This window comes from Cobetia sp. 1AS1, from assembly GCF_029846435.1.
Classification (GTDB): Bacteria; Pseudomonadota; Gammaproteobacteria; order Pseudomonadales; family Halomonadaceae; genus Cobetia; species Cobetia amphilecti.
This window is the reverse complement of sequence record NZ_JARWKU010000012.1, coordinates 32,745-56,422: the sequence shown is the minus strand read 5'-3', so window position 1 is coordinate 56,422 and position 23,678 is coordinate 32,745. Positions and strand designations below refer to the sequence as shown.

20 protein-coding genes are annotated in these 23,678 nt (G+C 64.6%); 11 read left to right on the top strand and 9 right to left on the bottom strand.

Features of this window, described 5'->3' with window-relative positions:
* Positions 1–21: 21 nt before the first annotated feature.
* From QD280_RS16170 to QD280_RS16160, 3 genes are all read left to right on the top strand, one after another.
* Positions 22–771: a Sir2 family NAD-dependent protein deacetylase gene (locus QD280_RS16170; protein ID WP_279840014.1), complete on the top strand. Its 750-nt coding sequence runs from the start codon at positions 22–24 to the stop codon at positions 769–771.
* Between the two features lie 82 nt (positions 772–853).
* Positions 854–1,798, top strand: coding sequence for a bile acid:sodium symporter family protein (locus QD280_RS16165; RefSeq protein ID WP_043333793.1), 945 nt, complete (start codon positions 854–856; stop codon positions 1,796–1,798).
* 99 nt (positions 1,799–1,897) lie between these two features.
* Complete coding sequence (locus tag QD280_RS16160) at positions 1,898–2,800, top strand: DTW domain-containing protein (protein WP_279840013.1); 903 nt, start codon at positions 1,898–1,900, stop codon at positions 2,798–2,800.
* A gap of 103 nt (positions 2,801–2,903) precedes the next feature.
* Here QD280_RS16160 and QD280_RS16155 read toward each other — a convergent pair whose 3' ends face one another.
* From QD280_RS16155 to def, 5 genes are all read right to left on the bottom strand, one after another.
* Positions 2,904–4,352: a TrkH family potassium uptake protein gene (locus tag QD280_RS16155; protein WP_043333794.1), complete on the bottom strand. Its 1,449-nt coding sequence runs from the start codon at positions 4,350–4,352 to the stop codon at positions 2,904–2,906.
* 88 nt (positions 4,353–4,440) lie between these two features.
* Complete coding sequence (gene trkA / locus QD280_RS16150) at positions 4,441–5,814, bottom strand: Trk system potassium transporter TrkA (protein WP_043333795.1); 1,374 nt, start codon at positions 5,812–5,814, stop codon at positions 4,441–4,443.
* 160 nt (positions 5,815–5,974) lie between these two features.
* The gene (gene rsmB, locus QD280_RS16145) at positions 5,975–7,426 is read right to left on the bottom strand and encodes a 16S rRNA (cytosine(967)-C(5))-methyltransferase RsmB (RefSeq protein WP_215823453.1); all 1,452 of its coding nucleotides are present in this window, start codon (positions 7,424–7,426) and stop codon (positions 5,975–5,977) included.
* The gene (fmt, locus tag QD280_RS16140) at positions 7,423–8,427 is read right to left on the bottom strand and encodes a methionyl-tRNA formyltransferase (RefSeq protein ID WP_279840012.1); all 1,005 of its coding nucleotides are present in this window, start codon (positions 8,425–8,427) and stop codon (positions 7,423–7,425) included. The genes rsmB and fmt overlap by 4 nt, the downstream gene beginning before the upstream one ends.
* A 185-nt stretch (positions 8,428–8,612) precedes the next feature.
* Positions 8,613–9,122 carry a peptide deformylase gene (gene def, locus QD280_RS16135; RefSeq protein WP_043333797.1) on the bottom strand — a complete coding sequence of 170 codons (510 nt, stop codon included), beginning with the start codon at positions 9,120–9,122 and terminating at the stop codon, positions 8,613–8,615.
* Between the two features lie 255 nt (positions 9,123–9,377).
* Here def and QD280_RS16130 point away from each other — a divergent pair, with 255 nt between their 5' ends.
* Both QD280_RS16130 and dprA read left to right on the top strand, forming a co-directional pair.
* Positions 9,378–10,430, top strand: a complete 1,053-nt coding sequence (locus QD280_RS16130; protein WP_054556857.1) for a LysM domain-containing protein — start codon at positions 9,378–9,380, stop codon at positions 10,428–10,430.
* Between the two features lie 101 nt (positions 10,431–10,531).
* Entirely contained in the window at positions 10,532–11,821 is a 1,290-nt protein-coding gene (gene dprA / locus QD280_RS16125; protein ID WP_279840011.1) for a DNA-processing protein DprA, read from the top strand.
* A gap of 87 nt (positions 11,822–11,908) precedes the next feature.
* On the opposite strand, the gene QD280_RS16120 is transcribed toward dprA, so the two are convergent.
* The gene (locus QD280_RS16120; protein WP_279840010.1) at positions 11,909–12,793 is read right to left on the bottom strand and encodes a 5'-nucleotidase, lipoprotein e(P4) family; all 885 of its coding nucleotides are present in this window, start codon (positions 12,791–12,793) and stop codon (positions 11,909–11,911) included.
* A 306-nt stretch (positions 12,794–13,099) separates the two neighbouring features.
* Between QD280_RS16120 and QD280_RS16115 the strand changes: the two genes are divergently transcribed.
* From QD280_RS16115 to aroE, 3 genes are all read left to right on the top strand, one after another.
* On the top strand, positions 13,100–13,681 hold the full coding sequence (locus tag QD280_RS16115; protein ID WP_279834798.1) for a Sua5/YciO/YrdC/YwlC family protein: 582 nt from the start codon (positions 13,100–13,102) through the stop codon (positions 13,679–13,681).
* A 179-nt stretch (positions 13,682–13,860) separates the two neighbouring features.
* On the top strand, positions 13,861–14,781 hold the full coding sequence (gene hemF / locus QD280_RS16110; RefSeq protein ID WP_253064555.1) for an oxygen-dependent coproporphyrinogen oxidase: 921 nt from the start codon (positions 13,861–13,863) through the stop codon (positions 14,779–14,781).
* Positions 14,782–14,824: 43 nt separating this feature from the next.
* A complete protein-coding gene (gene aroE / locus QD280_RS16105; RefSeq protein ID WP_192839427.1) occupies positions 14,825–15,658 on the top strand; it encodes a shikimate dehydrogenase in 834 nt (277 codons plus the stop codon).
* 179 nt (positions 15,659–15,837) lie between these two features.
* Here the strand turns inward: aroE and QD280_RS16100 are convergent, their stop codons facing one another.
* Positions 15,838–16,554 (bottom strand): response regulator transcription factor, encoded by a 717-nt coding sequence (locus QD280_RS16100; RefSeq protein ID WP_043333802.1) that lies wholly within the window; start codon positions 16,552–16,554, stop codon positions 15,838–15,840.
* A 276-nt stretch (positions 16,555–16,830) separates the two neighbouring features.
* Between QD280_RS16100 and QD280_RS16095 the strand changes: the two genes are divergently transcribed.
* A complete protein-coding gene (locus tag QD280_RS16095; RefSeq protein ID WP_279840009.1) occupies positions 16,831–17,322 on the top strand; it encodes a hypothetical protein in 492 nt (163 codons plus the stop codon).
* Positions 17,323–17,370: 48 nt separating this feature from the next.
* Positions 17,371–19,797: an ATP-binding protein gene (locus QD280_RS16090; RefSeq protein ID WP_279840008.1), complete on the top strand. Its 2,427-nt coding sequence runs from the start codon at positions 17,371–17,373 to the stop codon at positions 19,795–19,797.
* A 206-nt stretch (positions 19,798–20,003) separates the two neighbouring features.
* On the opposite strand, the gene QD280_RS16085 is transcribed toward QD280_RS16090, so the two are convergent.
* Positions 20,004–21,191, bottom strand: coding sequence for an EAL domain-containing response regulator (locus QD280_RS16085; protein ID WP_279840007.1), 1,188 nt, complete (start codon positions 21,189–21,191; stop codon positions 20,004–20,006).
* 378 nt (positions 21,192–21,569) lie between these two features.
* Positions 21,570–22,409 carry a M48 family metallopeptidase gene (locus tag QD280_RS16080; RefSeq protein WP_279840006.1) on the bottom strand — a complete coding sequence of 280 codons (840 nt, stop codon included), beginning with the start codon at positions 22,407–22,409 and terminating at the stop codon, positions 21,570–21,572.
* Positions 22,410–22,646: 237 nt separating this feature from the next.
* Here QD280_RS16080 and QD280_RS16075 point away from each other — a divergent pair, with 237 nt between their 5' ends.
* Entirely contained in the window at positions 22,647–23,510 is an 864-nt protein-coding gene (locus tag QD280_RS16075) for an ATP-binding protein (protein ID WP_043333805.1), read from the top strand.
* The last annotated feature ends 168 nt before the right edge of the window (positions 23,511–23,678 follow it).

Below are 23,678 nucleotides of genomic sequence, written 5' to 3'. Positions count from 1 at the left end.
CAACGCCAGAGAGAGTGCTAGATGAGTGAAGGCTTCAAGGACCCCGGTGCACGTCACGGACGCCATCTGGTCGTGTTGAGTGGCGCCGGCATCAGTGCCGAGAGCGGCCTGCGCACCTTCCGCGCCGAGGATGGCCTGTGGGAAGAGCATCGTCTGGAAGATATCGCGACGCCGCAGGCCTTCCGGCGCGACCCCCAGCAGGTGCTGCGCTTCTACGATGACCGCCGTACCCAGGTACGCCGTGCCAGGCCCAACGCGGCCCACAAGGCGTTGGCTGAGCTGGAGCAGCACGGCTTTCGCGTCTCGGTCATCACCCAGAACATCGACGACCTCCACGAGCGCGCAGGCTCGCGCGAGGTCGTGCATCTGCATGGCGAGATTCTCAAGGCGCGCTCCAGCGTCGACCACGGCCTGCGCTACCCCTTGCCGCGTGGCGGCATTCGCCTCGGGGACCTGTGTGACAAGGGCAGTCAGCTGCGTCCGGACGTGGTGTGGTTCGGTGAGGCGGTGCCGCTCTATGCGGTCGCCGAGGAGATCGCCGCCGAGGCGGACCTGCTGTTGATCGTCGGCACCTCGCTCAAGGTCATGCCGGCGTCCAACCTCTATTCAGCAGCACCGCTGGATGCCCCCATCGTGCTGGTCGACCCGAATGCCGATGAACTGGCCGAGCCCGGCGTGCTGCCGCTGGCCGAAAGCGCCGGTCAGGCGGTGCCGCGCCTTGTGCGCCATTGGTTGTATCAGGGCCACCTGGGGCTGCCTGATACGTTATGATGCGCGCCTTCAGGCCTGCCATGGGAGGCGGGCCAGCAATTTCCGGGAAATCGATGCCCCGGGCGACCGAAAAGTGAAAAGCATGTTCGAGACGCTGAATCGTTTCTTCCCCTTGTGGGCGCTGGTCTTTGCCGGCATCGCCGTGGTGGCTCCGACGCCGTTCGTGGCGCTCAAGGACACCATTCAGCCTCTGCTGGCGCTGATCATGTTCGCCATGGGCCTGACCCTGTCGCGTGACGACTTCATACGCGTGGCACGTCGCCCCGGCCCGATCGCGCTCGGGTTGCTACTGCAATATAGCGTGATGCCGCTGGCCGCCTTCCTGATCGCGCGTCTGCTGGGGCTGGACCCGGCGCTGACGGTGGGCATGGTGCTGGTCGGCGCCACGGCAGGGGGAACCTCCTCCAATGTGATGACCTGGCTGGCCGGCGGACACGTGGCGCTATCGGTCTCGATGACCATGGCCTCGACGCTGCTCTCCATCGTGATGACGCCGCTGCTGACCTGGTGGCTGCTGGGCACCGATATCAACGTGCCGGTCAGCGGCATGCTGCTGAGCATCGCCAAGCTGGTGGTCGCCCCCATCGTGCTCGGCGTGGTCGTGCACCACTTCGCGCGTGACCTGATCCGCGAGTGGGAGTCGGCATTGGCGAGTCTGGCCATGCTGGCCATCGTGCTGATCATCGCCATCGTGGTCTCGCTCAACGTCGGGCGCCTCGCCACGCTGGGCCCGCTGGTCGCGCTGGCGGTCGTGGCACACAATGCCATCGGCCTGAGCGCCGGCTATGGCCTGTCGCGTCTGTTCGGGCTGGATGAACGCACCTCGCGCACCATCGCCATCGAGGTCGGCATGCAGAATTCCGGCCTGGCGGCGTCACTGGCCAGTCAGTTCTTCTCCGCCACGGCGGCGCTGCCGGGGGCGATCTTCTCCATCTGGCACAACGTCTCGGGGTCGCTGCTGGCAGGCTACTGGAAGCGTCGTCCGCCCAAGTTCGTGACCGGCAGCAAGCACCGCTACGAGGTCTGATCCCGCGAATCGGCAACCTGAGTCGGGACAGAAGAATGGGAGAAAGGGACGCGCATGCTAGAATGCGCGTCCCTTTTTCTTTGGTTCTGACTGCTCATCATGTGTGATTCCCGCCCCCCGCCGGCTGATGGCGACGATATCGCCGCCTGTGCGCCTCAATCTGCTTCCGCTGTCGCCTCCAGCGATGCTGTGGCAATCGATACCGTCGCGCCAGGCGAAGGCAGTGGCATCACCACGCTGCCCAGTGGCGAGCCGGAGGCGTGGCATGGGCGGCATCCGCGCCGCGAGTTCAAGGCGCGCGGCAGTCAGGTGATTCGCTGTGAGGCGTGCCGCCTGCCCAGGCTCAATTGCCTGTGTCCCTATCAGGTCACCGCCGAGTCGCGGATCAAGTTCTGGCTGATCACCCATCCGCTGGAGCATTACAAGCCGACCAACACCGGGCGCCTGATCTCGGATGTGCTGGCGGGCACCGAGGTCTTCAGCTGGTATCGCGTCGAGCCGGACCCGCGCCTGCTGGCGCTGCTGGAAGATGAGCGCTATCAGCCCTTCATCATCTTCCCGGATGACCAGCCCGACTACGCCGATCGCGTGGTCGACGTGAATGCCATCGCCGGCGTCGGCGCCGATGTGGCGACGCATACCGCCAGTGGCGAGGCGCGCATTCCGGTGTTCATCCTGCTCGATGGCACCTGGCGTCAGGCGCGACGCATCTTCCGCAAGAGCCCCTATCTGGATGGCCTGCCGGTATTGCCGCTGCACACTCAGCGCCTGACCCGCTATCACCTGCGCAAGCCTGCCTCCGAGGCGCATCTGTGCACGGCGGAAGTGGCGGCGGAGCTGCTGCGTCAGGCGGGGGAGGAGAATGCGGCCAGCGTGCTGGATGACTACTTCGATGCCTTCAACGACTGCTATCGTGCCAGTCGCATCCACTATGTGCTGGAGCCGACCGCGCCGATGCGCCGCCTGCTGGCGCGCCGTGACGCCACTACCGGCGAGTCATAGTCGAAGCGCCACAATGAAAACGCCCCCGTCGGAGTCCTCCGGCGGGGGCGTTTGCGTTCAAGGTGATGCTCTGGGCACGCTGGGGGGGCTATCAGAGCGGCTGTCAGCGCCGCCAGAAGGCCGGCGTGAACAGCACCAGGATGGTGAAGATCTCCAGACGCCCCAGCAGCATGGCGAGGATCAGGATGCCCTTGGCGGCCCCCGGGATATCGCCGTAGTGGGTCGCGACCTCACCCAGTCCCGGCCCCAGATTGTTGAGCGCCGAGCCGACCGCTGACCATGCCGTCACCTGGTCAAGCCCGGTGGCCAGCATGCCCAGCATCATCAGCACGAACAGCATCAGGTAGACGGAGAAGAACCCCCATACCGCCTCAGCCACGCCCTCCGAGATGCGCATCTTGCCGACCTTGACCGACAGGATGGCATTGGGGTGGATAAGACGATGGATCTCGCGCACGCCCTGCTTGAGGATCAGCAGGATGCGGATGACCTTCATGCCGCCACCGGCGGACCCGGAGCAGGCGCCGATGAAGGCGGCGATGAACAGCATCATCGGCAAGACGCCCGGCCAGCCGGTGAAATCGGCGACGCCGAAGCCGGTGGTGGTGGCCACCGAGACGGCCTCGAACAGGCCGTGGCGCAGCGCCTTGCTGTCATCGTAGCTGCCGGTGAGCAGCAGGCCGGCGATGGTGACGCAGGTCAGGATCAGCAGCAGGATCAGGAAGAAGCGTGTCTCCGGGTCGCGCAGATAATGGCTGATACGCCCCTCGCGCCAGGCGGCGAAGTGCAGGCCGAAGCTGATCGAGGACACCACCATGAAGAACACGCAGATCATCTCGATGCTGGCGGAATCGAAGTAGCCGATGCTGGCGTCGTGGGTCGAGAAGCCACCCACCGCGACGGTCGAGAAGCTGTGGCCCAGGGCATCGAACCAGCTCATGCCGGCCGCCCAGTAACTGGCGAAGCACACCAGCGTCAGCGCGGCGTAGATGTACCACAGCGCCTTGGCCGTCTCGGTGATGCGCGGCGTCAGCTTGGAATCCTTCAGCGGGCCGGGAATCTCGGTGCGGTAGAGCTGCATGCCGCCGATGCCGAGTGTCGGCAGGATCGCCACCGCCAGCACCACGATCCCCATGCCGCCCAGCCATTGCAGCTGCTGGCGATAGTAGAGGATGGAGTGGGGCAGCAGGTCGAGCCCCGTCATCACCGTGGCGCCGGTGGTGGTGAGCCCCGAGAACGACTCGAACATGGCATCGATGATGGTCAGGTTCGGGTCTTCGGCGAGCAGGAAGGGCAGCGAGCCGAAGGCTCCCAGCACGGTCCAGAACAGCACCGTGATCAGGAAGCCATCGCGGTTGCGCAGCTCCTTGCGGGCGTGCCGATTGGGGTAGAAGAGCGCAAAACCGGTCAGCAGGGTGATGCCCATCGCCACGGCGAAGGCGCTCAGGGTGTCGTCCTCGAAGACCCTCGAGATCAGCATCGGCGGCACCAGCGTCAGGCTGAACAGCATCAGCAGGATACCGAGGATGCGAGAGATCACGCGTAGACTCATGCGGCGCCTCCCTGAGAGAGGCGCAGCGTGGCGAGGCCACCGAGTGACGTTCGGGGCGGGCGCGGGGCGGAAGTCATGGAGGCCGGCATCAGAAGAAGGTCAACCCGACCTGGAACAGACGTTCCACCTCGCGGATGCGACGCTTGTCGACCACGAACAGGATGACGTGGTCGTTGGATTCCACCACCAGGTCATGATGCGCCACCAGCACTTCCTTGCCGCGCACCACGGCACCGATGGTGGTGCCCTCCGGCAGGTTGATATCCTCGATGCGTCTGCCCACCACCTTGGAGGAGCGCTCATCGCCGTGGGCGATGGCCTCGATGGCTTCTGCCGCACCACGGCGCAGCGAGTGGACATTGACGATGTCACCCTTGCGCACGTGGGTCAGCAGGCCGCCGATGGTCGCCTGCTGGGGCGAGATGGCGATGTCGATCTCGCCGCCCTGCACCAGGTCCACGTAGGCCGCGTTGTTGATCAGCGTCAGTACCTTCTTGGCACCGAGCCGCTTGGCCAGCATCGACGACATGATGTTGACCTCGTCGTCGTTGGTCAGCGCGCAGAAGATGTCGCAATCCTCGATGTTCTCCTCCAGCAGCAGACGCTTGGAGGTGGCGCTGCCGTGCAGGACCACGGTGCGATCGAGGCGCTCGGAAAGGTCGGTGCAACGCGCCAGCGAGTGCTCGATGATCTTGACCTGATGACTGTGCTCCAGCGTCTCGGCCAGACGCTCACCGATGTGCCCGCCACCGGCGATCACTACCCGGCGGAAGTTGCGATCGACGCGTCGCAGCTCGCCCATCACGGTGCGGATGTCCTTGCGTGCCGCGATGAAGAATACCTCATCATCGGCCTCGATCACGGTGTCACCGCGCGGGATGATCGGACGGTTGCGACGATAGATGGCGGCGACGCGGGTATCCACGTTGGGCATGTGGCGACGCAGGAAACCGAGCTCCTGACCGACCAGCGGCCCGCCGTAATAGGCCTTGACCGCGACCAGCTGGGCGACGCCATTGGCGAAGTCGAGCACCTGCAGGGCGCCGGGATATTCGATCAGGCGGCGGATGTGGTCCGTCACCACCTGCTCGGGGCTGATCAGCACATCGACCGGGATGGCGTCATGCGAGAACAGGCCCTTGCGGGTCAGATAGGCGGTCGAGCGCACACGCGCGATCTTGGTCGGCGTGTGGAACAGGCTATGGGCGATCTGACAGGCGATCATGTTGACCTCGTCAGAGTTGGTCACCGCGATCAGCATGTCGGCATCCTCGCCACCCGCCTGCCGCAGGATCTGCGGATAGCTCGCCGGCCCCGTGACCGTGCGGATGTCGAGTCGGTTGTGAAGCTCGCGCAGCCGTTCGCTGTCGGTATCCACCACCGTGATGTCATTTTCTTCATGGGCCAGGTGTTCGGCGAGCGTTCCGCCGACCTGACCTGCGCCCAGAATGATGATTTTCATGTCCGGCTCGTCCGCTGTTGCTCAGTCGGCACAGGATAAACCAGTGCCAGGACGGAAGACAGCCGCGCTCCGAGAGTCGGGGCGCGGCTGTCCGGGAATGTCAGGCGTGGCGTCTCATGTCACCACGGACGTCGCGCCGACACGGCTCACCTGGCTGTGATCAGGCGCTGGCCTTGGTGATGTGGGCCAGGTAGAAGCCGTCGTGACCATTGACCTGTGGCAGCATCTGGCGGCCAGCACCGGAGACACGGCCCCAGTCGGCCTTGATGGTCTCGGCCTTGGCGTCCGGCGTCGCGGCCAGGAAGCGGTCCATCACCCGGGCGTTTTCCTGGGTGATGATGGAGCAGGTGCCGTAGACCAGGGTGCCGCCGGGCTTGAGCATGCCCCACAGATTGGCCAGCAGCTTGCCCTGCAGGCGCGCCAGATCGCCGATGTCGTTCGGGCGACGCAGCAGCTTGATGTCCGGGTGACGACGGATGACGCCACTGCCGGAGCAGGGCGCGTCGAGCAGGATGACATCGAAGGCTTCGCCGTCCCACCAGTCGCGTTCGCTGGCATCGGCACACACGACGCCGGCACCCAGTTCCAGACGCTCCAGCGTCTCTTCCACGCGCTCGAGGCGTTCGCCGTCGATGTCGATGGCGGTGGCGTCCAGGCCCGGGAAGCGCTCCAGCATGTCCGCCAGCTTGCCGCCCGGCGCGGTGCAGGCATCCAGCAGGCGCACGCCTTCACCCTCGGCGTTGATGGCCGTCACGGCCGGGGCCAGCAGCTGACCGGCCAGCTGTGCCGCTTCATCCTGCACGCTGACCAGGCCTTCCTCGAAGCCCGGCAGGGCGCTGACGTCGCAGGCGCTGGTCAGGGTGATGCCGTGCTCGGCGAACGGGCAGGCCACGCCTTCGATCTCGGCTTCCGCCAGCTGGGCGAGGTAGTCATCGCGGCTGATGGCGGCGACATTGACGCGCAGCGTCATCGGCGCCTGGGCGTTGTTGGCCTCGGCGATGGCCTGCCAGTCGTCCGGCCAGTTGCGCTGGAAGGTATCCAGCAACCACTGGGGGTGGGACAGGGCGACGGCGGGGTCCTTGTCGACTTCGGCTTCCAGCGCTTCCTGCTCACGCTGGAAACGACGCAGACAGGCGTTGAGCACGCCGGTGGCCCAGCCCTTGCCCAGGCCACGGGCAGCGCCAGCGGTCTCACCGACGGCGGCGTGCGGGGCGATGCGCATGTACAGCAGCTGATAGAGGCCGAGCAGCAGCAGGGCGTGGATGTCCTGATCCTGCGACTTGAAGGACGACTTCAAAAGCTTGCCCGCCAAGGCATCCAGACGCGGCAGCTGACGGCAGACGCCGAAGCACAGTGCCTTGTAGAGGCCCTGATCACGCCCGGCGACGCCGGACGGCAGGCTGTCCAGGTTCAGCGAGGTGCGCGCGGCCAGCACCGGGGCCAGCGTCCGCGCGGCCGCGACACGCACCGCAGCACCCGGCGAGGCCGGTGCATTGTCAGGCTTGCGACGGGCGCCGCCATGCTTGTGAGCGCCGCCCTTGCTGCGGGCCGGCGGCAGGGAGTTGCGCTTCTTGCCGTTGCCCTTGGAGGACGGGGTGTCTGACTGGCTCATGCGGAAGTCTCGGTCTGGGAATCGGTATCAGGGGCGTGATCTGCGCCGAGGACGAGGCCCTCGGGGAAGCGCGCAGCACGGGAATTGAGCAGGTCCTTGACGGACAGCGGCTTGGCGCCGGGCAGCTGGGCGCGAGTGATCTCGAGCACCTCATGGCCATCGCCGCAGGCGATGCGCAGGCAATCCTTGCCGGGCGCCAGCAGGGTGCCGGGCGTCACGCTGTCGGTGAGGCGTTGTTCACAGGTGCGGGACATCCACAGGCGCAGCGGCTCGCCTTCAAGGCGTGTCCAGGCCACCGGCCACGGATTGAAGGCGCGAATGCGCGCGTCCAGCTCGGCGGCAGGGCGGGTGAAGTCGAGTTCGGCCTCGGCCTTGGAGAGCTTGGCGGCGTAGGTCACGCCGTCTTCCGGCTGGCGGGTCGCGGGCAGGTCGCCGGCGGCGATGGCGTCGAGGGCCGTGACGATGGCCTCGCCGCCCTGGGCCGCCAGCGCATCGTGCAGCTCGCCACCGGTGGTGCTGGCGGTGATCGGGGTGCGGCGGATCAGCAGCATGTCACCGGTATCCAGGCCGGCATCCATCTGCATGATGGTGACGCCGGATTCGCTGTCACCGGCTTCGATGGCACGCTGGATCGGCGCGGCACCGCGCCAGCGCGGCAGCAGAGAGGCGTGGATGTTCAGACAGCCCAGACGCGGAATATCGAGCACCGCCTGCGGCAGGATCAGCCCGTAGGCCACCACCACCATGATGTCGGCCTCGAGGTCGCGCAGGATCTGACGATCGGCCTCGTCCTTGAAGTTGAGCGGCTGATGGACGGGGATATCGTGCTGGAGCGCCAGCTGCTTGACGGGGCCCGGGGTCAGCTTGCGACCACGTCCGGAGGGGCGATCAGGCTGGGTGTGGACACTGATGATCTCGTGGCGACTGCCCAGCAGGGCGGACAGACACTCGGCGGCGAAATCGGGGGTGCCGGCAAAGGCGATGCGCAGGGCTTTCGACATGTGCTATGACTCATGTAGGAGCACGGAGGCGGCCGTGCTCAAGGTGCTGACGGTTGCGGCAGGACGGCCAGCGCGACAGACGCGGCTGATGGACCAGTAACCGCACGAAGGCCGAGGGGATGCCCTCGGCCTTCGTGCGGTGCCGCCATGCGCTCAATATCGGCCGTGTGGCCGAGCGTGAGGGATCAGGCTTCTTGCAGCTTGTGACGCTTCTGCATCTTCTTCATCACCCGATCACGCTTGAGCGGGGAGAGGTAGTCGACGAACAGCTTGCCTTGCAGGTGGTCGTGCTCGTGCTGGATGCAATGTGCCAGCAGGCCATCGGCTTCCAGTTCGTAGGCATCGCCGTTGCGGTCCTGAGCCTTGAGTCGTACCTTCAGATAGCGCGGGACTTCGGCATAATATTCAGGAATCGACAGGCAGCCTTCCTGCATCGGTTGCTGTTCGTCACCGATCGGCGTGTATTCCGGGTTGATCAGCACCAGCGGCTGGGACTGATCTTCGCTGACGTCGATGACGATGAGACGGCGATGCTCGTCGACCTGTGACGCGGCGAGGCCGATGCCGCGGGCGTCATACATGGTCTCGATCATGTCGTCGATCAGGGTCTGCAGCTCGGCGTCGATCGTGTCGATCGGGGCGGCAACGTTGCGCAGACGCTCATCAGGGAATTCAAGGATTTCGCGTTTGGCCATGGCTGGTGTAATTACCGTTGTGCTGTCAGAAAGGATTTGCCTGATATTGTAGTGTGCGCAAGCGAGGAACGGAACCGAATGCCGTCAATGCTGCTACTATCGCGGCAATAGTCAGGATTGATCTGACATGGCGATGGACAGGGGTCAGCAGCCACCAGGCGCGGGGCAGAGCGGGTCTGCGCGGTGCGGAGTTCAGAACAAGACCATCACCACCGAGCGATGGGTGGCAATAACGCAAGGGACGCAGGAATGGGCATGAAACGACTGGTCGGCAATGCCGTCTTTACGGCACTCCTCGGCATGGCGACGCTGGGGGCAAGCGCAGGGATGTCGCTGGCACAGGCAGCAACCGTGCGTGATGACGTACCTTCCACCTACGTGGTGGTGCGTGGCGATACGCTCTGGGACATCTCCGGGCGCTTTCTGCGTGAACCCTGGCTGTGGCCGGAAGTCTGGCGCGCCAATCCGCAGATCAAGAATCCGCACCTGATCTATCCGGGCGATCGCATCTCGCTCTACTACGAGAATGGCGAGCCACGTCTGCGCCTGGAGCGCGGCCAGGGCGGTGTGGTCAAGCTGTCTCCCCAGATCCGCAAGATTCCCAAGCGCGAGGCGGTGCCGCCGATTCCGCTGGAGAAGATCTCGGCCTTCTTGAAAGAGCATCGCGTGATTGACCCGGCGCTGCTCACCGATGCGCCCTATATCGTGGCCGGGGATGACACCCGTCTGATCAGCGGTGCCGGCGATACCATCTACGCCCGCGGCAACTGGTCCGCCAATGACACCTACAGCGTCTACCGCAAGGGCCAGCGCTATCTGGACCCGGATACCCAGGAGTTTCTGGGGCTGGAGATGATCAGCATCGGCGACATCAAGCTTGAGCGCCGCGAAGGCGATATCGGCGTGCTGCGCGTCCTGTCGGCCAATCGCGAGATTCTCAATGGCGATCTGCTGCTGCCGGCGGACGGTGGTGCGATCACCACCAGCTTCCAGCCGCAGCCGCCCGAAGAAGATGTGGGTGGTGTCATCCTCGCGGCCCCCGATGGACTGCGCAACATCGGTCGCAATGACATCGTGGCGCTCAATCGCGGCAGCCGTGAAGGTATCCAGCCGGGGTACGTCTTCGGTATCGAGCGCCGCGGCGAGACGATCACCGACCCCGTCACCGGCGAGCCGATCACCCTGCCCGGTGAGGAAGGTGGCCTGGTGATGGTATTTCGTATCTACGACAAGGTCAGCTACGCGCTGGTGATGCAGGCCGGCCGCCCATTGAGCGTCGGTGACAAGCTGCTGGAGCCCCACGGCTGATCGAAAGCCCCTGTCATCCGCAAGCAACGGCGTGGTGAAACGACTCGTCGTGCTGAAGTGAACAACCAGGGTGAGTCAATAATCCGCTCGGGAGGTGTGGCGTGTCGATCGATGTCGAACAACGCGGCCCCTCGCGGGCGGATTTCGTCTTTCTGGCGCGCCTGCCGGGTTTTGGCACGCATACCGCGGCCAAGCTGCGTGAGCGGGCCGACTGGCCGCAGGGCTGGCTGGCGGTATTGCCGCCACGTCTCGCGGCACCGCTGCGCCTGTGGTGCGAGCGCCCCGAATCCTCGCCGCTCCATGAGCAGGTGATGGCAGACCTTGCCTGGCATGCGCCGACACAGGGCTATCATCTGCTCACCCCCGCGGACCCGGAGTGGCCAGCCATGCTCGACACCCTGCCGGACCCGCCGCTGGCGCTCTGGGCGCTGGGGCGCCAATCGTTGCTTGAGTTGCCCATGCTGGCCATCGTCGGCGCACGCAAGGCGAGCCAGGCAGGCCTGCGGCATGCGCATGACTTCGCGGCTGAGCTGGTCTCACGTGGCTGGAGTGTCGCCAGTGGGCTGGCGCTGGGGGTCGATGCCGCGGCGCATCAGGGAGCCCTGGCGGCGTCAGCGCGTCTCGGCGCGCACGACTATGCGGCCAACCCCTCGACGCTGGCGGTGCTCGGCTGTGGGGTCGATGTGGTCTATCCCGCCCAGCACCATCATCTTCGCCAGCGGCTGCTGGAGGGCGGCGGTCTGCTGCTCTCGGAGCATCCGCCTGGCACCGGTGCGCATGCGCGCCACTTTCCCCGCCGCAATCGGCTGATCACCGGCCTGTCACTTGGCGTGCTGGTGGTCGAAGCCACGCTGCGCAGTGGCTCGCTGGTCAGTGCCCGGTTGGCGATGGAGCAGAATCGCGAGGTGTTCGCGCTGCCGGGACGCATCGATGACATCACCGCCAGCGGTTGTCTGGAGTTGATCCGTCAGGGGGCGACGCTGGTACGCGACGTCGATGACATGCTGGCGGAGCTCGAGCACCTGTTGCCGGCTCACTCGACCGAGCAGCCGTCAACGCAGCCCCGGGTGGCATCATCCAGACAGTCCGCTGCCACCTCTGCGGCCTCTCGCTCCGCCACTTCGGCTCGGCAAGCGACAGCCTCCGCTACCTTCGCGACACCCACGACATCACTGCCCTTGCCGTCCCTGGCACCGCCAGCGTCACGCGCTGCCACGCCGCCTGTCAGTCAGGAGGTGTCGCCATTGTGCTTTCTGGGGGCCGTGCCGCTGGCGCTGGACAAGCTGGTCGAGCTGAGCGGCACCTCGGTCAGTGAGCTGAGCATGCAGTTGCTGGAACTGGAGCTCGAGGGGCGAGTCATGCAGGCACCGGGCGGCTGGAAACGACTCTGACGTTCTGAGCAAAAGTCGCCGACCTGGCATTGATGATCTGAGATTGCCGACCTGACAGTGATGATCCGAGAGGCCGGCAACCTGAACTCATTTGCCCTGGCTGACCTTGCCGCTCTCGGGCTGCCAGGCATTGAGCGCCGCATCACGCATGGCGCGCTTCTCGCGCTCACTGGCACTCCAGTTGCCATCGTAGAGTACGCCTTCCCACTCGCCGTAGGTCGGGTTGGGCAACAGCACGAAGCGACGGCCGAACTGATCCGCCTGGCGGGCGACCTCGGCATTGCGTGCGCGGGTGGTGGACTGCTGGAAGGCCTGATCGAAATCGCCGAGGTTATCGCCCATCAGCAGCGCGATGTCATGTCCCTGCGTGACCCGCGCGCGGCGCGCGGTCTTGTCGGAGCTGTCGGTGCGCGGCATCACGTGCTCGGCATTGGCCTGCGGGAAGCCCAGCGCGGCGAGATTGGCGATGGTGGCCTGCTTGCCGGCCGCCTTGCGGTTGGTGATGTAGTAGACATCGACGCCGCTGGCGTGTGCGTAGTTGAGGAACTCCACGGCGCCCGGTGAAGCCGTGGAGACGGCATCATCCACCCAGTCAGCCCAGCTCTGGCTGTCGTAGGTACGGCCTTCACGCAGTGCCCAGCCGCCGTAGCTGGTGGTGTCGAGCACGGTGTCATCGACATCGACGACCACCGCCAGCGGCTTGTCCTGCGCGTGGCGACGCGCCAGCGCCAGATTCAGGCGGTCGTGGGCCACGTTGAAGGCTTGCAGTGACAGGGCGTGAAACTCCGCGCTGTGCTGTATCCACAGGGTCGCCAGCATCGCCTGGTCGCTCAAGGGCGCTTGCGCTGCGGCATCCTGCAGCGGGGCAGGGCGTGGCGCCGGCGCGGTCGGCGTCTGGGTGCCAGAGCTGGCACAGCCTGCCAATGCCAGCAAGAGAGCGGCTGAGGTGGTCAGTGATAAAGCGCGACGCATGGATCACATCCTTGTCTGAAGAAAAGAGGGAGGAAAAATGAGTGTGAAACGCCATCAGGCCCGGCGCTGGAAACTGTCCAGCAAAGCGTTCAAATGACCTCGATAGTCTTTTGAAACAAGCCTTTGCGTCAGTTTCGCAATACCCTGAGGGTGATGGACCCGTTCATCATGCCGTGAACCGGGCAGTGCGCCTATGCCACCCCGACGCGACGCCGTGTTGCGTCGATGTGCAGCGTCGGTCTCGCGCCGGTGAGCGTGCTAGAATCGCCGCCATTGTGTTGCCGCAGCTAGGAGTTCGAGCAGATCATGAATGTCAGTGATGTTTCGCTGGATCAGCGTGCCCTCGACGGTGCCGCTGCCTGTCTTCGCAATGGGGGCATCGTTGCCTATCCCACCGAGGCCGTCTGGGGGCTGGGGTGTGATCCCGACGATGGTGAGGCCCTGGCACGGCTGATCAAGCTCAAGTCCCGCGACGCCGCCAAGGGCTTGATCCTGATCGCCGGTGATATCGCCCAGCTGGAACCCTGGCTGGCGGGAGTCACCGTCGCGCAGCGTGAGCAGCTGCTGGCCAGCTGGCCGGGACCCTATACCTGGCTGGTGCCTGACAATGGCCGTGCGCACCCCTTGCTGCGCGGTGAACACGTCAGCCTGGCCGTGCGCGTGACCGACCATCCGCTGGTCCAGGCATTGTGCGCTGCCTTCGGCGGCCCGCTGGTGTCGACCTCGGCCAACCGTGCAGGCGAATCGCCTGCCATGAGCGCAGACGAGGTGCGTGACGCCTTCGGCGCTGCGCTGGTCAATGACGTGATCCTCGAAGGGCCACTCGGCGGCAATCCGCGTCCCAGCACCATTCGTGATCTCGCGACCGGCAAGGTACTGCGCGCCTGAGCAGAAGGATCGTCGCTCGGGTTGATCCAGATCAGTGCCGCGTCATCCAGACGCCCAAGAGGGGCATTTTCCGACCTGTCGAGCGCAGCGTGTCGCGGTAAGCTGGCAGTTCATCGCCAGCAGCGGCCAACGACGGGTGTCGCCCCGTCATCATTCATTCTCGTTCTACCGGAGGCATCGTGGCCCACGCCAATCTCGAAGACGTCAAGGTCTACCTGCTCGATCTGCAAGACCGCCTGTGCGAGGCGCTGCAAGCCTGCGATGGCCAGGCAAGTTTCCGTGAAGACAGCTGGGAGCGTGCCGAGGGTGGCGGTGGTCGCTCACGGGTCATCGAGAACGGCGGCGTCTTCGAGAAGGGTGGCGTCAACTTCTCGCATGTCTTCGGGCATGAATTGCCGGCTTCCGCGACGGCGGTGCGTCCGGAGCTGGCCGGTCGCAGCTTCCACGCCGTCGGAGTCAGCTGGGTGCTGCATCCGCACAACCCGCACGTGCCGACCAGCCATGGCAATGTGCGCTTCTTCATCGCCGAGAAGGAGGGCGAGGCGCCGGTATGGTGGTTCGGGGGCGGCTACGATCTGACGCCGTTCTACCCGCATGAAGAAGACGCGCGTCACTGGCACCAGACGGCCTACGATGCCTGCATCGCCTTCGGCAGTGATGTCTATCCGCGTTACAAGGCCTGGTGTGACGAGTACTTCTACCTCAAGCACCGCGACGAGACGCGGGGCGTGGGTGGCCTGTTCTTCGATGACCTCAACGAGTGGGGCTTCGAGCGCTGCTTCGCCTTCCAGCAATCCGTCGGCGACAGCTTCCTCGAGGCCTATCTGCCCATCGTCGAGCGCCGCCGCGAGACGGCCTATGGCGAGCGTGAACGCAACTTCCAGCTCTATCGTCGCGGGCGCTACGTGGAGTTCAACCTGGTCTGGGACCGCGGCACGCTGTTTGGCCTGCAGAGCGGCGGACGTACCGAGTCGATCCTGATGTCGATGCCGCCGGTGGTGCACTGGGAGTACGGCTACGAGCCCGAGGAAGGCAGTGCCGAAGCGGTGCTGTATCGTGACTTCCTGCATGCCCGCGACTGGCTGGGCGAAGAGGCCTGATCGCCGCATTGACCTGACGCTTTTCTGTGATTGTCCCGGAGTCCTGATGTCCCGTTACGCTGTATTCGGCAACCCGATTGCCCACTCGAAATCCCCGTTGATTCATCGCTCCTTCGCTGAGCAGCTCAAGGACTCGCTGAGCTACGAGGCACGACTGGCGCCGGTCGATGACTTCGCGGCCGGTTGGGCCGAGTTCGTCGCCGAAGGCGGCCAGGGGGCGAATGTCACCATGCCCTTCAAGGAGCAGGCCTTCCGGCTGGTCGATGTGCTGAGCCCGCGTGCCCGTCGCGCCGGCGCCGTCAATACGCTGATGCTCGGCAAGACCGGTCAGCTGTATGGCGATACCACCGATGGTGTCGGCCTGACCCGTGATCTCGAGCGCCTCGAGGCGCCGCTCACGGGTGCGCGCATCCTGATTCTCGGCGCGGGTGGCGCCGTGCGTGGTGTGCTGGAACCTCTGCTGGCCAAGCAGCCGGCGGCATTGGTGATCGCCAATCGCACCGCCGCCAAGGCCAGTGCGCTGGCCGAGGACTTCGCCGACCTGGCGGGGCAAGGCTGCCTGCTGTCCGGTGGCAGCTATGCGGCCATCGAGGGTGAGTTCGATCTGGTCATCAATGGCACCAGCGCATCGCTGGGCGGCGAGCTGCCGCCGTTGCCGGATTCGCTGTTCTCTCCGCAGGCACTCGCCTACGACATGATGTATGCCGCCGAGCCGACCGTCTTCATGCGCTGGGCCAGCGAGCGCGGCGCGCGGGTCGAGGATGGTCTCGGCATGCTGGTGGAGCAGGCGGCCGAGTCCTACTTCCTGTGGCGTCACAAGCGCCCGGAGACGGGGCCCGTGGCGGACATGTTGCGCAGGATGCTGGCGGAGGGGTGAATCGCGTGAACTTGCCGGGCATGCACGTCGATTCAGATGGCCGCCAGACGGCCAGCCAGATGACCAGCTAGCCGACCAGCCAGACGACAGCCGATGAAAAGGAGCGGGGGACTCGACAGAGTCCCCCGCTCCTTTTTGGTTGGCCACGGTCCAGCGTGCTCACGCCCTCCTGTTGGCGCTCAGCTGCTCTTGACGGGGGCCGTGGCACAGGATTCGAGCCGATATCCGTACTGATAGACGCTTTTCAGTCTGAGCCCACGACTGCCGTTCAGTCCCAGCTTGCGCCGCAGGCGGCTGACGTGGGTGTCGACCGTACGGGTCGAGATATCCCCGTTGACCCCCCAGATCATCTCCAGCAGGTAGGCGCGTGAGTAAAGCTCTCCAACGTGGCGCAGCAGCAGGGAGGCCAGCTGATATTCGCGCTGGGTCAGGGCGACCGGCTCCTCGCCGCACCAGATGGTGTGTTCATCCGGCTCGATCCGATATTGATCGCTGATGGCCACCTTGGGCTGCAGGTAATTGGTGTCGGAGGTGACGAAACGCCTGCCCAGCGCTTCCACACGGGCCGTGAGCTCGGCAGGGCGGATCGGCTTGGCCAGGAAATCATCGGCGCCATGCTGAAGCGCATGCACGACATCCTCCTCCCCCTGGCTTGCGGTGATGAACAGGATCAGCCCTCGCCAGCCGTGCTCGCTGCGCAGTGTGCGCGTCAGCTCCATGCCGCAGGCATCCGGCAGTTGCCAGTCGATGATCAGCAGGTCGAAGCTGCGCTCGCGCAGTGCGCGCAACAACTGGCTGGCGCGCTCGAAGCCTGCCAGCTCATGTCCCTGGGCCTCGAGACACAGGGTCAGGTAATCACGTTGATCATGATCATCTTCCAGAATGCCGATTTGCATGTCGCTGTCTCCCCGCGTGGGTATCGCAAGCAGTCTACGCATCTCTTGCGTGAGACCGCGTCACAATGGTTCACGTTTGGCAGGACGATGGCGACATATACTCGTGTTCATCCCCTCTCGCTGCTTCATGGCGCGGTGCCGCTGCTGGCCGGTGAAGGGCGAGGATGAAACGAGACGGTGAACCTCCGGCCGTCATCCATGGTTGTCCATGACCCCTGGAGTCTTCCCATGCCGCTGCTCATTCTCCTGCGATGTCTCACCACGGCGTTACCCCGCTTGCGCCACTGGCTTCTGTTGCTGACGCTGTCGTTTTGCCCCTTTGCCATGGCCCTGGAGGCACCGCAGGGGCCGGTGGTGCTGCGCGTCACCGGGGATATCACCCATGCCAACGCCGAAGGCGAGGCACATTTCGATCGCGCCATGCTCATGGCGCTGACGCAACGGGAAACCGTGACCACCACCCCCTGGCATGACGGCGAAGTGAGCTTCAGCGGTCCGCTCGGTTCGGCGCTGATGGAGGCGGTGGGCGTCGAGGATGGCACCATGCGTATCGTGGCGCTCAATGACTACGCCGCCACCGCGCCGGTGCAGGACTATTTCGATCATCCGGTGATACTGGCCATGGAAGTCGATGGCAAGCGACTGCGTGTGCGCGACAATGGCCCCATCTTCATCATCTACCCCTTCAGTGAGCAGCCGGATCTCCTCAACGAGGAAATCATGACCCGCTCTGTCTGGCAGGTGAAGCGAATCGACATCGAACGCTGAACCCGCCTCTTATGCTCCGTTTCATGAGCGCTGCCAGGATGCTCGTGCATGAATCCACTCCGTTCTCTGCATTTCAGAACCGCCATCGCCATTGCCGCGACGTTGTTCTTCGTCTCGGCATTGGTGACTGGCGTTCTGGTCTATCAGCGTCAGCAGGCACTCGAGCACAAGCTGCGTGAGAATCTGATTTGGGCGGTCTATCAGTTCGACAGGGAAGTGCGCGAGCTGCGCATGGTGGTGGCCGAGGAGCAGAAGACCCCGACGCCGCCCGCCTTGATGGATGACAGCGAGCTGCTGTTGCGGCTCGACATCCTCTATAGCCGGGTGCAGCTGCTGCAGAGCGGCCAACTGGGCAGCATGCTGGCGGGGATGCCCGATCTGCATGCCCAGCTGATGGCCATGCTGCCCAGAATCGAGGTGCTGGACAGCGCCATCATGGACCTGGCGAGTCGTCAGGAGCGTGATGCGTCCCTCTATGTGCAGATACTCAGCCGGCTTGCCTCGCTTCAGGAGCAGACCGGCGAGCTGCTGCTCAACATCAATGCGGAGGCCGCTATCCAGCGCACCAAGGAGCGCTCGGAGCTCCTCAACCTGTATGCCCTCGCGCTGTCGCTGGTGCTGCTGATGACGTTGAGCGGCATCGTGCTGGTGGTCGCGCTGATCGTCGAGAGTCGCGGACGGGCCTACAAGACCCGCAAGCTGGAGGAGCGCACCCAGGAGCTGGATGGCATGGTGCAGCTGGCGCAGGCGGCCAGTCGAGCCAAGTCGGAATTCATGGCGATCATGAGCCATGAGATACGCACCCCGCTCAATGGCATGGTCGGCGTCTCGGACCTCATCGGCGAGGAAGTCTCGACCCGGCGTGGCCAGCAATACCTGACGATGCTGCGCCAGAGTGCCGAGAGCCTGCAGGCCGTCATCAATGATGTGCTGGATTATTCCAAGATCGAAGCCGGCAAGCTGGAGCTGGATCAGCGTTGCTTCTCGCTGCCCGAATTCCTCGATTCCCTGGCCGCGCATTACCATCGCCAGACAGGCAGTGCCGGCAAGGGATGCTCGCGCATCTTCCTCGAAGAACGTGCCGATGACCTGCCTGTCTGGGTCAAGGGTGACGTCAATCGCCTGCGTCAGGTACTGACCAACTTGCTCAACAACGCCTTCAAGTTCTGTCCCCAGGGCACCATCCGGCTGAGGGCATCACTGGAAGATGGCGAGACGCTTCATTTCGAGGTTCACGACAGCGGTTGCGGGATCGCCGCCGACCAGGTGAGCCAGTTGTTTGCCCCCTTCACCCAGGTGGATACCTCGATTGCGCGTCGTCATGAAGGCACCGGGCTCGGGCTTGCCATCTGCAAGCGACTGGTGGAGGCGATGGGCGGCGAGATCGGCGTCGAGAGCCACCTCGGGCTCGGCAGTCGCTTCTGGTGCCGCGTGCCGCTGCCGGTATTGACCGCCGCCGAGGCTTGCCCGCAGCAGGCGGTGGGAGACGCGCCCTTGCCTCATGCAAGCGTGCTGGTGGTGGAAGACAACGAGGTCAATCAGTCACTGGCGCGGGCCATGCTCGAGTATCTGGGGCAGCAGGTCACGGTGGTGGAGGACGGTGAACAGGCACTCGAATGGCTGGCGCAGGCTGGCAACGATGTCGATCTGGTGTTCATGGACATGCAGATGCCGGTGCTGGATGGCGTCGAGACGACACGTCGCTGGCGTCAGCACGAGTCCGAGCAACCCGCCAGCGCTCGTCTGCCGATCATCGCGATGACCGCCAACGTGATGCAGGAAGATGCCCGCCGCTGCATCGAGGCTGGCATGCAGGGGGTGCTGCACAAGCCGTTCACGCGTGATGATCTGCATCGGGTGCTGCAACAGTATCTGGTCCAGGCCTCTGATTCGCAGGCCTCTGATTCACAGGAGGCTGAGTCACAGAAGTCTGATTCGCAGCAGAAGGCGCTCGAGCCAGACAAGCCAGAGGCTTCGGCTGGCGAGCCGTCTGCCGCCCTGCAGGCACCAGGCGATGATGGCACCAGCTCGTCAGCGGCTGAAGATCAGGACGCGCAGAGCGACGCTGCTCCGGCGCTCGTTGTGGCAACTGACGACTCAGGCGCGCGCGCTCTGCCCGATGCCGTGCCTTCCTTGCTGCAACACGCGACCTGTCAGGAGCTGCTCACGACCCTGAGTGGCGAGGCCTATTCACGGCTGCTGAGCAATTATCTGACGCGCCTCGAAGGACGCCTCGACGTGATGGTGACCTTGCTGAAGCAGATGGATCTCACCGAGCTCAAGCGCGAGGCACACTCCCTGAAGGGGGCGTCAGCCTCGCTGGGATGCAGCGGCATAGCCAGTGGCGCCAAGGCGCTGGAGGAGGCCGTGATCAGCGAGGACCTTCCTGAGGTTCACCAGCATGTCGCCACATTGCGCTCCTTGAGTGTGCCGACGCGGGACAGCCTTCTCGCAGAGGGCTATCTGTTCTCCTGACGGTATTGGGACGTGATGGTGTGATAGACAGCCGACAGTATTTACTATCGCTCCTCTGGCTCTCCCGTTCTCGTGTTCTCTCGCTCTCTTCATCCTGGCCTTCACTACACAGACGCCACCCATGGCGACATGGGTGGCGTCTGTGTAGTGGGGGTGTTGCGGCATTCCCGCTGTCTGTGCTGCGCTGCGGCGGGACGCCAGTCTCCTCAATGGACAGCGGAGGCGTGGCGCTGGCTGAGTGCATTGACGGCGCTGGGCGGGCAGCGGCTCCAGGCATTGAAGTCGCTGACGGGCATGGGGCGCGCGAACAGATAGCCCTGGCCGATATTGCAGCGGGTATCGCAGAGGTAATCGCGCTGTTCCGCGGTCTCGATGCCTTCGCCGACCACGGCGAGATTCAGACGCTGGCCCAGCTCGACGATGGTACGCGTGATGGCGCGCGCTTCCGGGTGGCTGTCGCTGCGCCCGACGAAGCATTGGTCGATCTTCAATTCGTCGAACGGCAGGTTGTAGAGCTGCATCATCGAGGAGAAACCGGTGCCGAAGTCATCCAGCGCCAGGCGATAGCCGCGGTCGCGAATGGCGTTCAGCAGGTGGCGAGCGTAGGTGAGGCAGTCGATCCCGCAGCTCTCCGTGAGTTCCAGCGTTATGGAGTGCGGATCGACATGATGCTGACTGGCCAGCGCATCCAGCGTCTTCAGCATGTCGCGGGTGCGCAGCAGCTGGGGTGACAGATTGAGCGCGAGGTCAAGGTGAAGCCCTTGGGACTGCCATTGGCCCTGCTGGCGGAAACCATGCTCGATGACCTGCCAGGTGAGTGCCTCGATACGGTTGCTGCGTTCCGCCAGGGCGATGAACTGGTTGGGCATGACCATGCCGCGCAGAGGATGCTGCCAGCGCACGAGAGCTTCCGCGCCGCTGAGCCGGCCGCTGGCGAGGTCGATCTTGGGCTGATAGACGAGATGCAGCTGGCGCTCGGTCAGAGCATCATCCAGCTCATCGAGTGTCAGAGGATTGCGTTGCTTGTCCAGCTCTGCCAGCAGCGAGGCCAGGTGCATGATGTCGAAGGGCTTGCCGAGCTGGCCCAGCATCTCCAGGCCGCTGCGCTTGCCCCTGGCGACCATCGCTTGCATATCGTCGTTGTGACAGGCGCTCATCAGGATGATGCCCGCCTCGACATTGCGTTCGCGCAGATAGCCGAGCACATCATCGCCGGTGAAGTCGCCCAGTTCGTAGTCCACCAGGATGAGGTCCGTCTCCAGACAGGCGGGATTGCAGGCGATGTCCTGCAGCCCTTCGCTCTGCGTGCAGTCGAAGCCATGGGCGGAAAGCAGGCCGCTGATGAGTTCACGAAAATCCGGGTCGTCGTCAATGATGAGTGCGTGTCGAGTCATGTAAGGCATCCTCAAGCGAGTGTCGGGAATACGCTCGCGCCGCTGTGCATGAAGTGTCTGCATGAGCAGTGCGCAGGCGAGCAGGTGATCCCAGATTAGCAATGCGGTTACATGATTCGCGGATATCGACACATTTGACGGCTTCTTTTTACATTCAGGCTGCCAAGCCGGTAAAGGGAGGAGCTGGTAGAGCGTTAGATAGCCAACAGAGATAGATCAGAGGGCAGACTAGGGAGAGCAGAGCCAGAGAGTAGAGGGCGGCTGGATAGAGGGCGGCTGGATAGAGAGCGCCACACGCTCGCGCAGCCCCGGGTTGCCTCCTGGACTGCGCGAGCGTGTGTTGCCTGAGGCTGATGACGCCACGCCACACAGGTGGGGTCAGCGTAGTCGATCGCAGTTGGGCTTCTCGCCGGCGGCGCGGGCCTGCTGATAGGTCGGCAGAGCGGTCTCGAGGCGCTCGTTGAGGGCCGCCATGCGCTGCTCATCACTCGGGTGCGTCGACATCCACACCGGCGGTTGTGCGCCACCGGCAGCATTCATGTTGGCCCACAGCTTGATGCTGGCGCGCGGGTCGAAGCCGGCTTCGGCCATCAGGTCCAGCCCCAGCAGGTCTGCTTCGGACTCGTGGGAGCGCGAGAACGGCTTGAGCACGCCATATTCCGCGCCCATGCCTAGCAGGCCCATGAGCTGATCGCCACCGGTGCCCTCGAGGCCGGCCAGTGCCTGGGTCAGTGACAGCCCGGCGGAGGTCAGCGATTGAGTCGAGACACGTTCGTTGGCGTGGCGCGCCAGCACGTGGGCGATCTCGTGGCCGATGACGGTGGCCAGCTGGTCCTGATTCTCGGCGACCTCCAGCAACCCGGTGTTGACGCCGATGTAGCCGCCCGGCAGCGCGAAGGCATTGGCGGAGTCATCCTCGAAGACCTTGACCTGCCAGCCGCTGATGCCATAGCTGGCGGGCACCTTGGCGGTCACCGCATCCGCCACGCAGCTGACGTAGGCATCCTGACGACCTTCCACCACCGGCAGCTCCTGCTGGTACTTGCTGAAGCTGGCTTCCCCCATCTTCTCCAGTTCCTGGTCCGAGTAGAGGGTCAGCTGGCTGCGGCCTAGCGGAGAGCTGGCGCAGGCACTCAGGGTGACGGACGCCGCAAGGGCCGCCAGCGGGAGTAGACGACGCAGGGCGCGGGGAGATGAGAGATCGAGCAATCCTGGCATTGGGGCCTCCTGGCTAGATGACGTGACAACCTTCGAGCGCACGGCAGGGCGACGCTGAACGTGCAAGAAACGTGCAGACAGCATAACCGGATAGGCGCAGTGGTGCAGTCAGCGAAATGATACGTTGCTGAGATCACAGCATCGTCAGGCCAGACGGCCCCGCCGGGCATGAGATACTGGGCGTGATCTGATGGGCCTGCCACGGCCCGGACCCCATGTATCTGAAAGGGAATCACCATGTCGCCAGAGTTTGAACGCCGCCTCTCGCATCTGCTGGACCGACTCGAACCGATGCTGCCGCCGACAGCTGTCGAAGTGGACTGGACACGCGATGTCGCCGCCTTGTGGACCCGCCACCCTCTGGGAGGGCGCCTGACGCCGATCGCGCCGCGTGATGCCCTGACACTCGAGGACCTGCTCGGCATCGCACGCCAGAAGCGTGAGCTGCTGGCCAACACTCGCGCCTTCCTTGCGGGCAAACCGGCCAACCACGCGCTGCTGTGGGGCGCCCGTGGCACCGGCAAGTCATCGCTGGTCCGCGCACTGCTCAATACCCTGGGCCGTGAGGGGCTGCGTCTGATCCAGATCGATCGTCACGACCTGCCGGCACTGCCGGCGCTGGTCGCCGAGCTGGCCCAGCAGCCGCATCGCTTCATCGTCTATTGCGATGACCTGTCCTTCGAGGGCAGCGATGACGCCTACAAGGCGCTCAAGAGCGTGCTGGATGGCACCCTGACCGGGCCGCCGGAGAACGTGCTGCTGTATGCCACCTCCAACCGTCGTCATCTGCTGCCGGAACATATGAGCGACAACCAGGCCACCCACATCGTCGATGGCGAGCTGCATCATGGCGATGCAGTGGAAGAGAAGATCTCGCTGTCGGACCGCTTCGGTCTGTGGCTGGCCTTCCATCCCTTCAACCAGGACGCCTATCTGGAGACCTGTCAGCATTGGGTGGAATGGCGTCTCGGCGCTGGCAGCTTCGATGAGGCTGCGCGTGGCGAGGCGCTGCGCTACGCCACCCAGCGCGGGGTGCGCAGCGGGCGTGCCGCCTGGCAGTTCGCCAATCTCTGGGCGGGGCAGAAGACGCTGGAGGCGTGAGCCCGGTGCTTGACGCCCTTGAGATGATTGTGGCGCTTGAGGTGCTTGAAACGTCAGTGCGCGTGACATGAAAAAGCCGCCCCTGCAGTCATCTGCAGGGGCGGCTTTTTCATGGGGCAGGCTGGCGGATCAGATCCGCTCGCCTGGCATCACGCACAGGCGCAGTTC

What these genes read in the sequence shown, in the direction of transcription:
- QD280_RS16170 (WP_279840014.1), top strand. Translation starts at nt 22, where the DNA reads ATGAGTGAAGGCTTCAAGGACCCCGGTGCACGTCACGGACGCCATCTG.
- QD280_RS16165 (WP_043333793.1), top strand. Translation starts at nt 854, where the DNA reads ATGTTCGAGACGCTGAATCGTTTCTTCCCCTTGTGGGCGCTGGTCTTT.
- QD280_RS16160 (WP_279840013.1), top strand. Translation starts at nt 1,898, where the DNA reads ATGTGTGATTCCCGCCCCCCGCCGGCTGATGGCGACGATATCGCCGCC.
- QD280_RS16155 (WP_043333794.1), bottom strand. Translation starts at nt 4,352, where the DNA reads ATGAGTCTACGCGTGATCTCTCGCATCCTCGGTATCCTGCTGATGCTG.
- trkA (WP_043333795.1), bottom strand. Translation starts at nt 5,814, where the DNA reads ATGAAAATCATCATTCTGGGCGCAGGTCAGGTCGGCGGAACGCTCGCC.
- rsmB (WP_215823453.1), bottom strand. Translation starts at nt 7,426, where the DNA reads ATGAGCCAGTCAGACACCCCGTCCTCCAAGGGCAACGGCAAGAAGCGC.
- fmt (WP_279840012.1), bottom strand. Translation starts at nt 8,427, where the DNA reads ATGTCGAAAGCCCTGCGCATCGCCTTTGCCGGCACCCCCGATTTCGCC.
- def (WP_043333797.1), bottom strand. Translation starts at nt 9,122, where the DNA reads ATGGCCAAACGCGAAATCCTTGAATTCCCTGATGAGCGTCTGCGCAAC.
- QD280_RS16130 (WP_054556857.1), top strand. Translation starts at nt 9,378, where the DNA reads ATGAAACGACTGGTCGGCAATGCCGTCTTTACGGCACTCCTCGGCATG.
- QD280_RS16120 (WP_279840010.1), bottom strand. Translation starts at nt 12,793, where the DNA reads ATGCGTCGCGCTTTATCACTGACCACCTCAGCCGCTCTCTTGCTGGCA.
- QD280_RS16115 (WP_279834798.1), top strand. Translation starts at nt 13,100, where the DNA reads ATGAATGTCAGTGATGTTTCGCTGGATCAGCGTGCCCTCGACGGTGCC.
- QD280_RS16100 (WP_043333802.1), bottom strand. Translation starts at nt 16,554, where the DNA reads ATGCAAATCGGCATTCTGGAAGATGATCATGATCAACGTGATTACCTG.
- QD280_RS16090 (WP_279840008.1), top strand. Translation starts at nt 17,371, where the DNA reads ATGAATCCACTCCGTTCTCTGCATTTCAGAACCGCCATCGCCATTGCC.
- QD280_RS16085 (WP_279840007.1), bottom strand. Translation starts at nt 21,191, where the DNA reads ATGACTCGACACGCACTCATCATTGACGACGACCCGGATTTTCGTGAA.
- QD280_RS16080 (WP_279840006.1), bottom strand. Translation starts at nt 22,409, where the DNA reads ATGCCAGGATTGCTCGATCTCTCATCTCCCCGCGCCCTGCGTCGTCTA.
- QD280_RS16075 (WP_043333805.1), top strand. Translation starts at nt 22,647, where the DNA reads ATGTCGCCAGAGTTTGAACGCCGCCTCTCGCATCTGCTGGACCGACTC.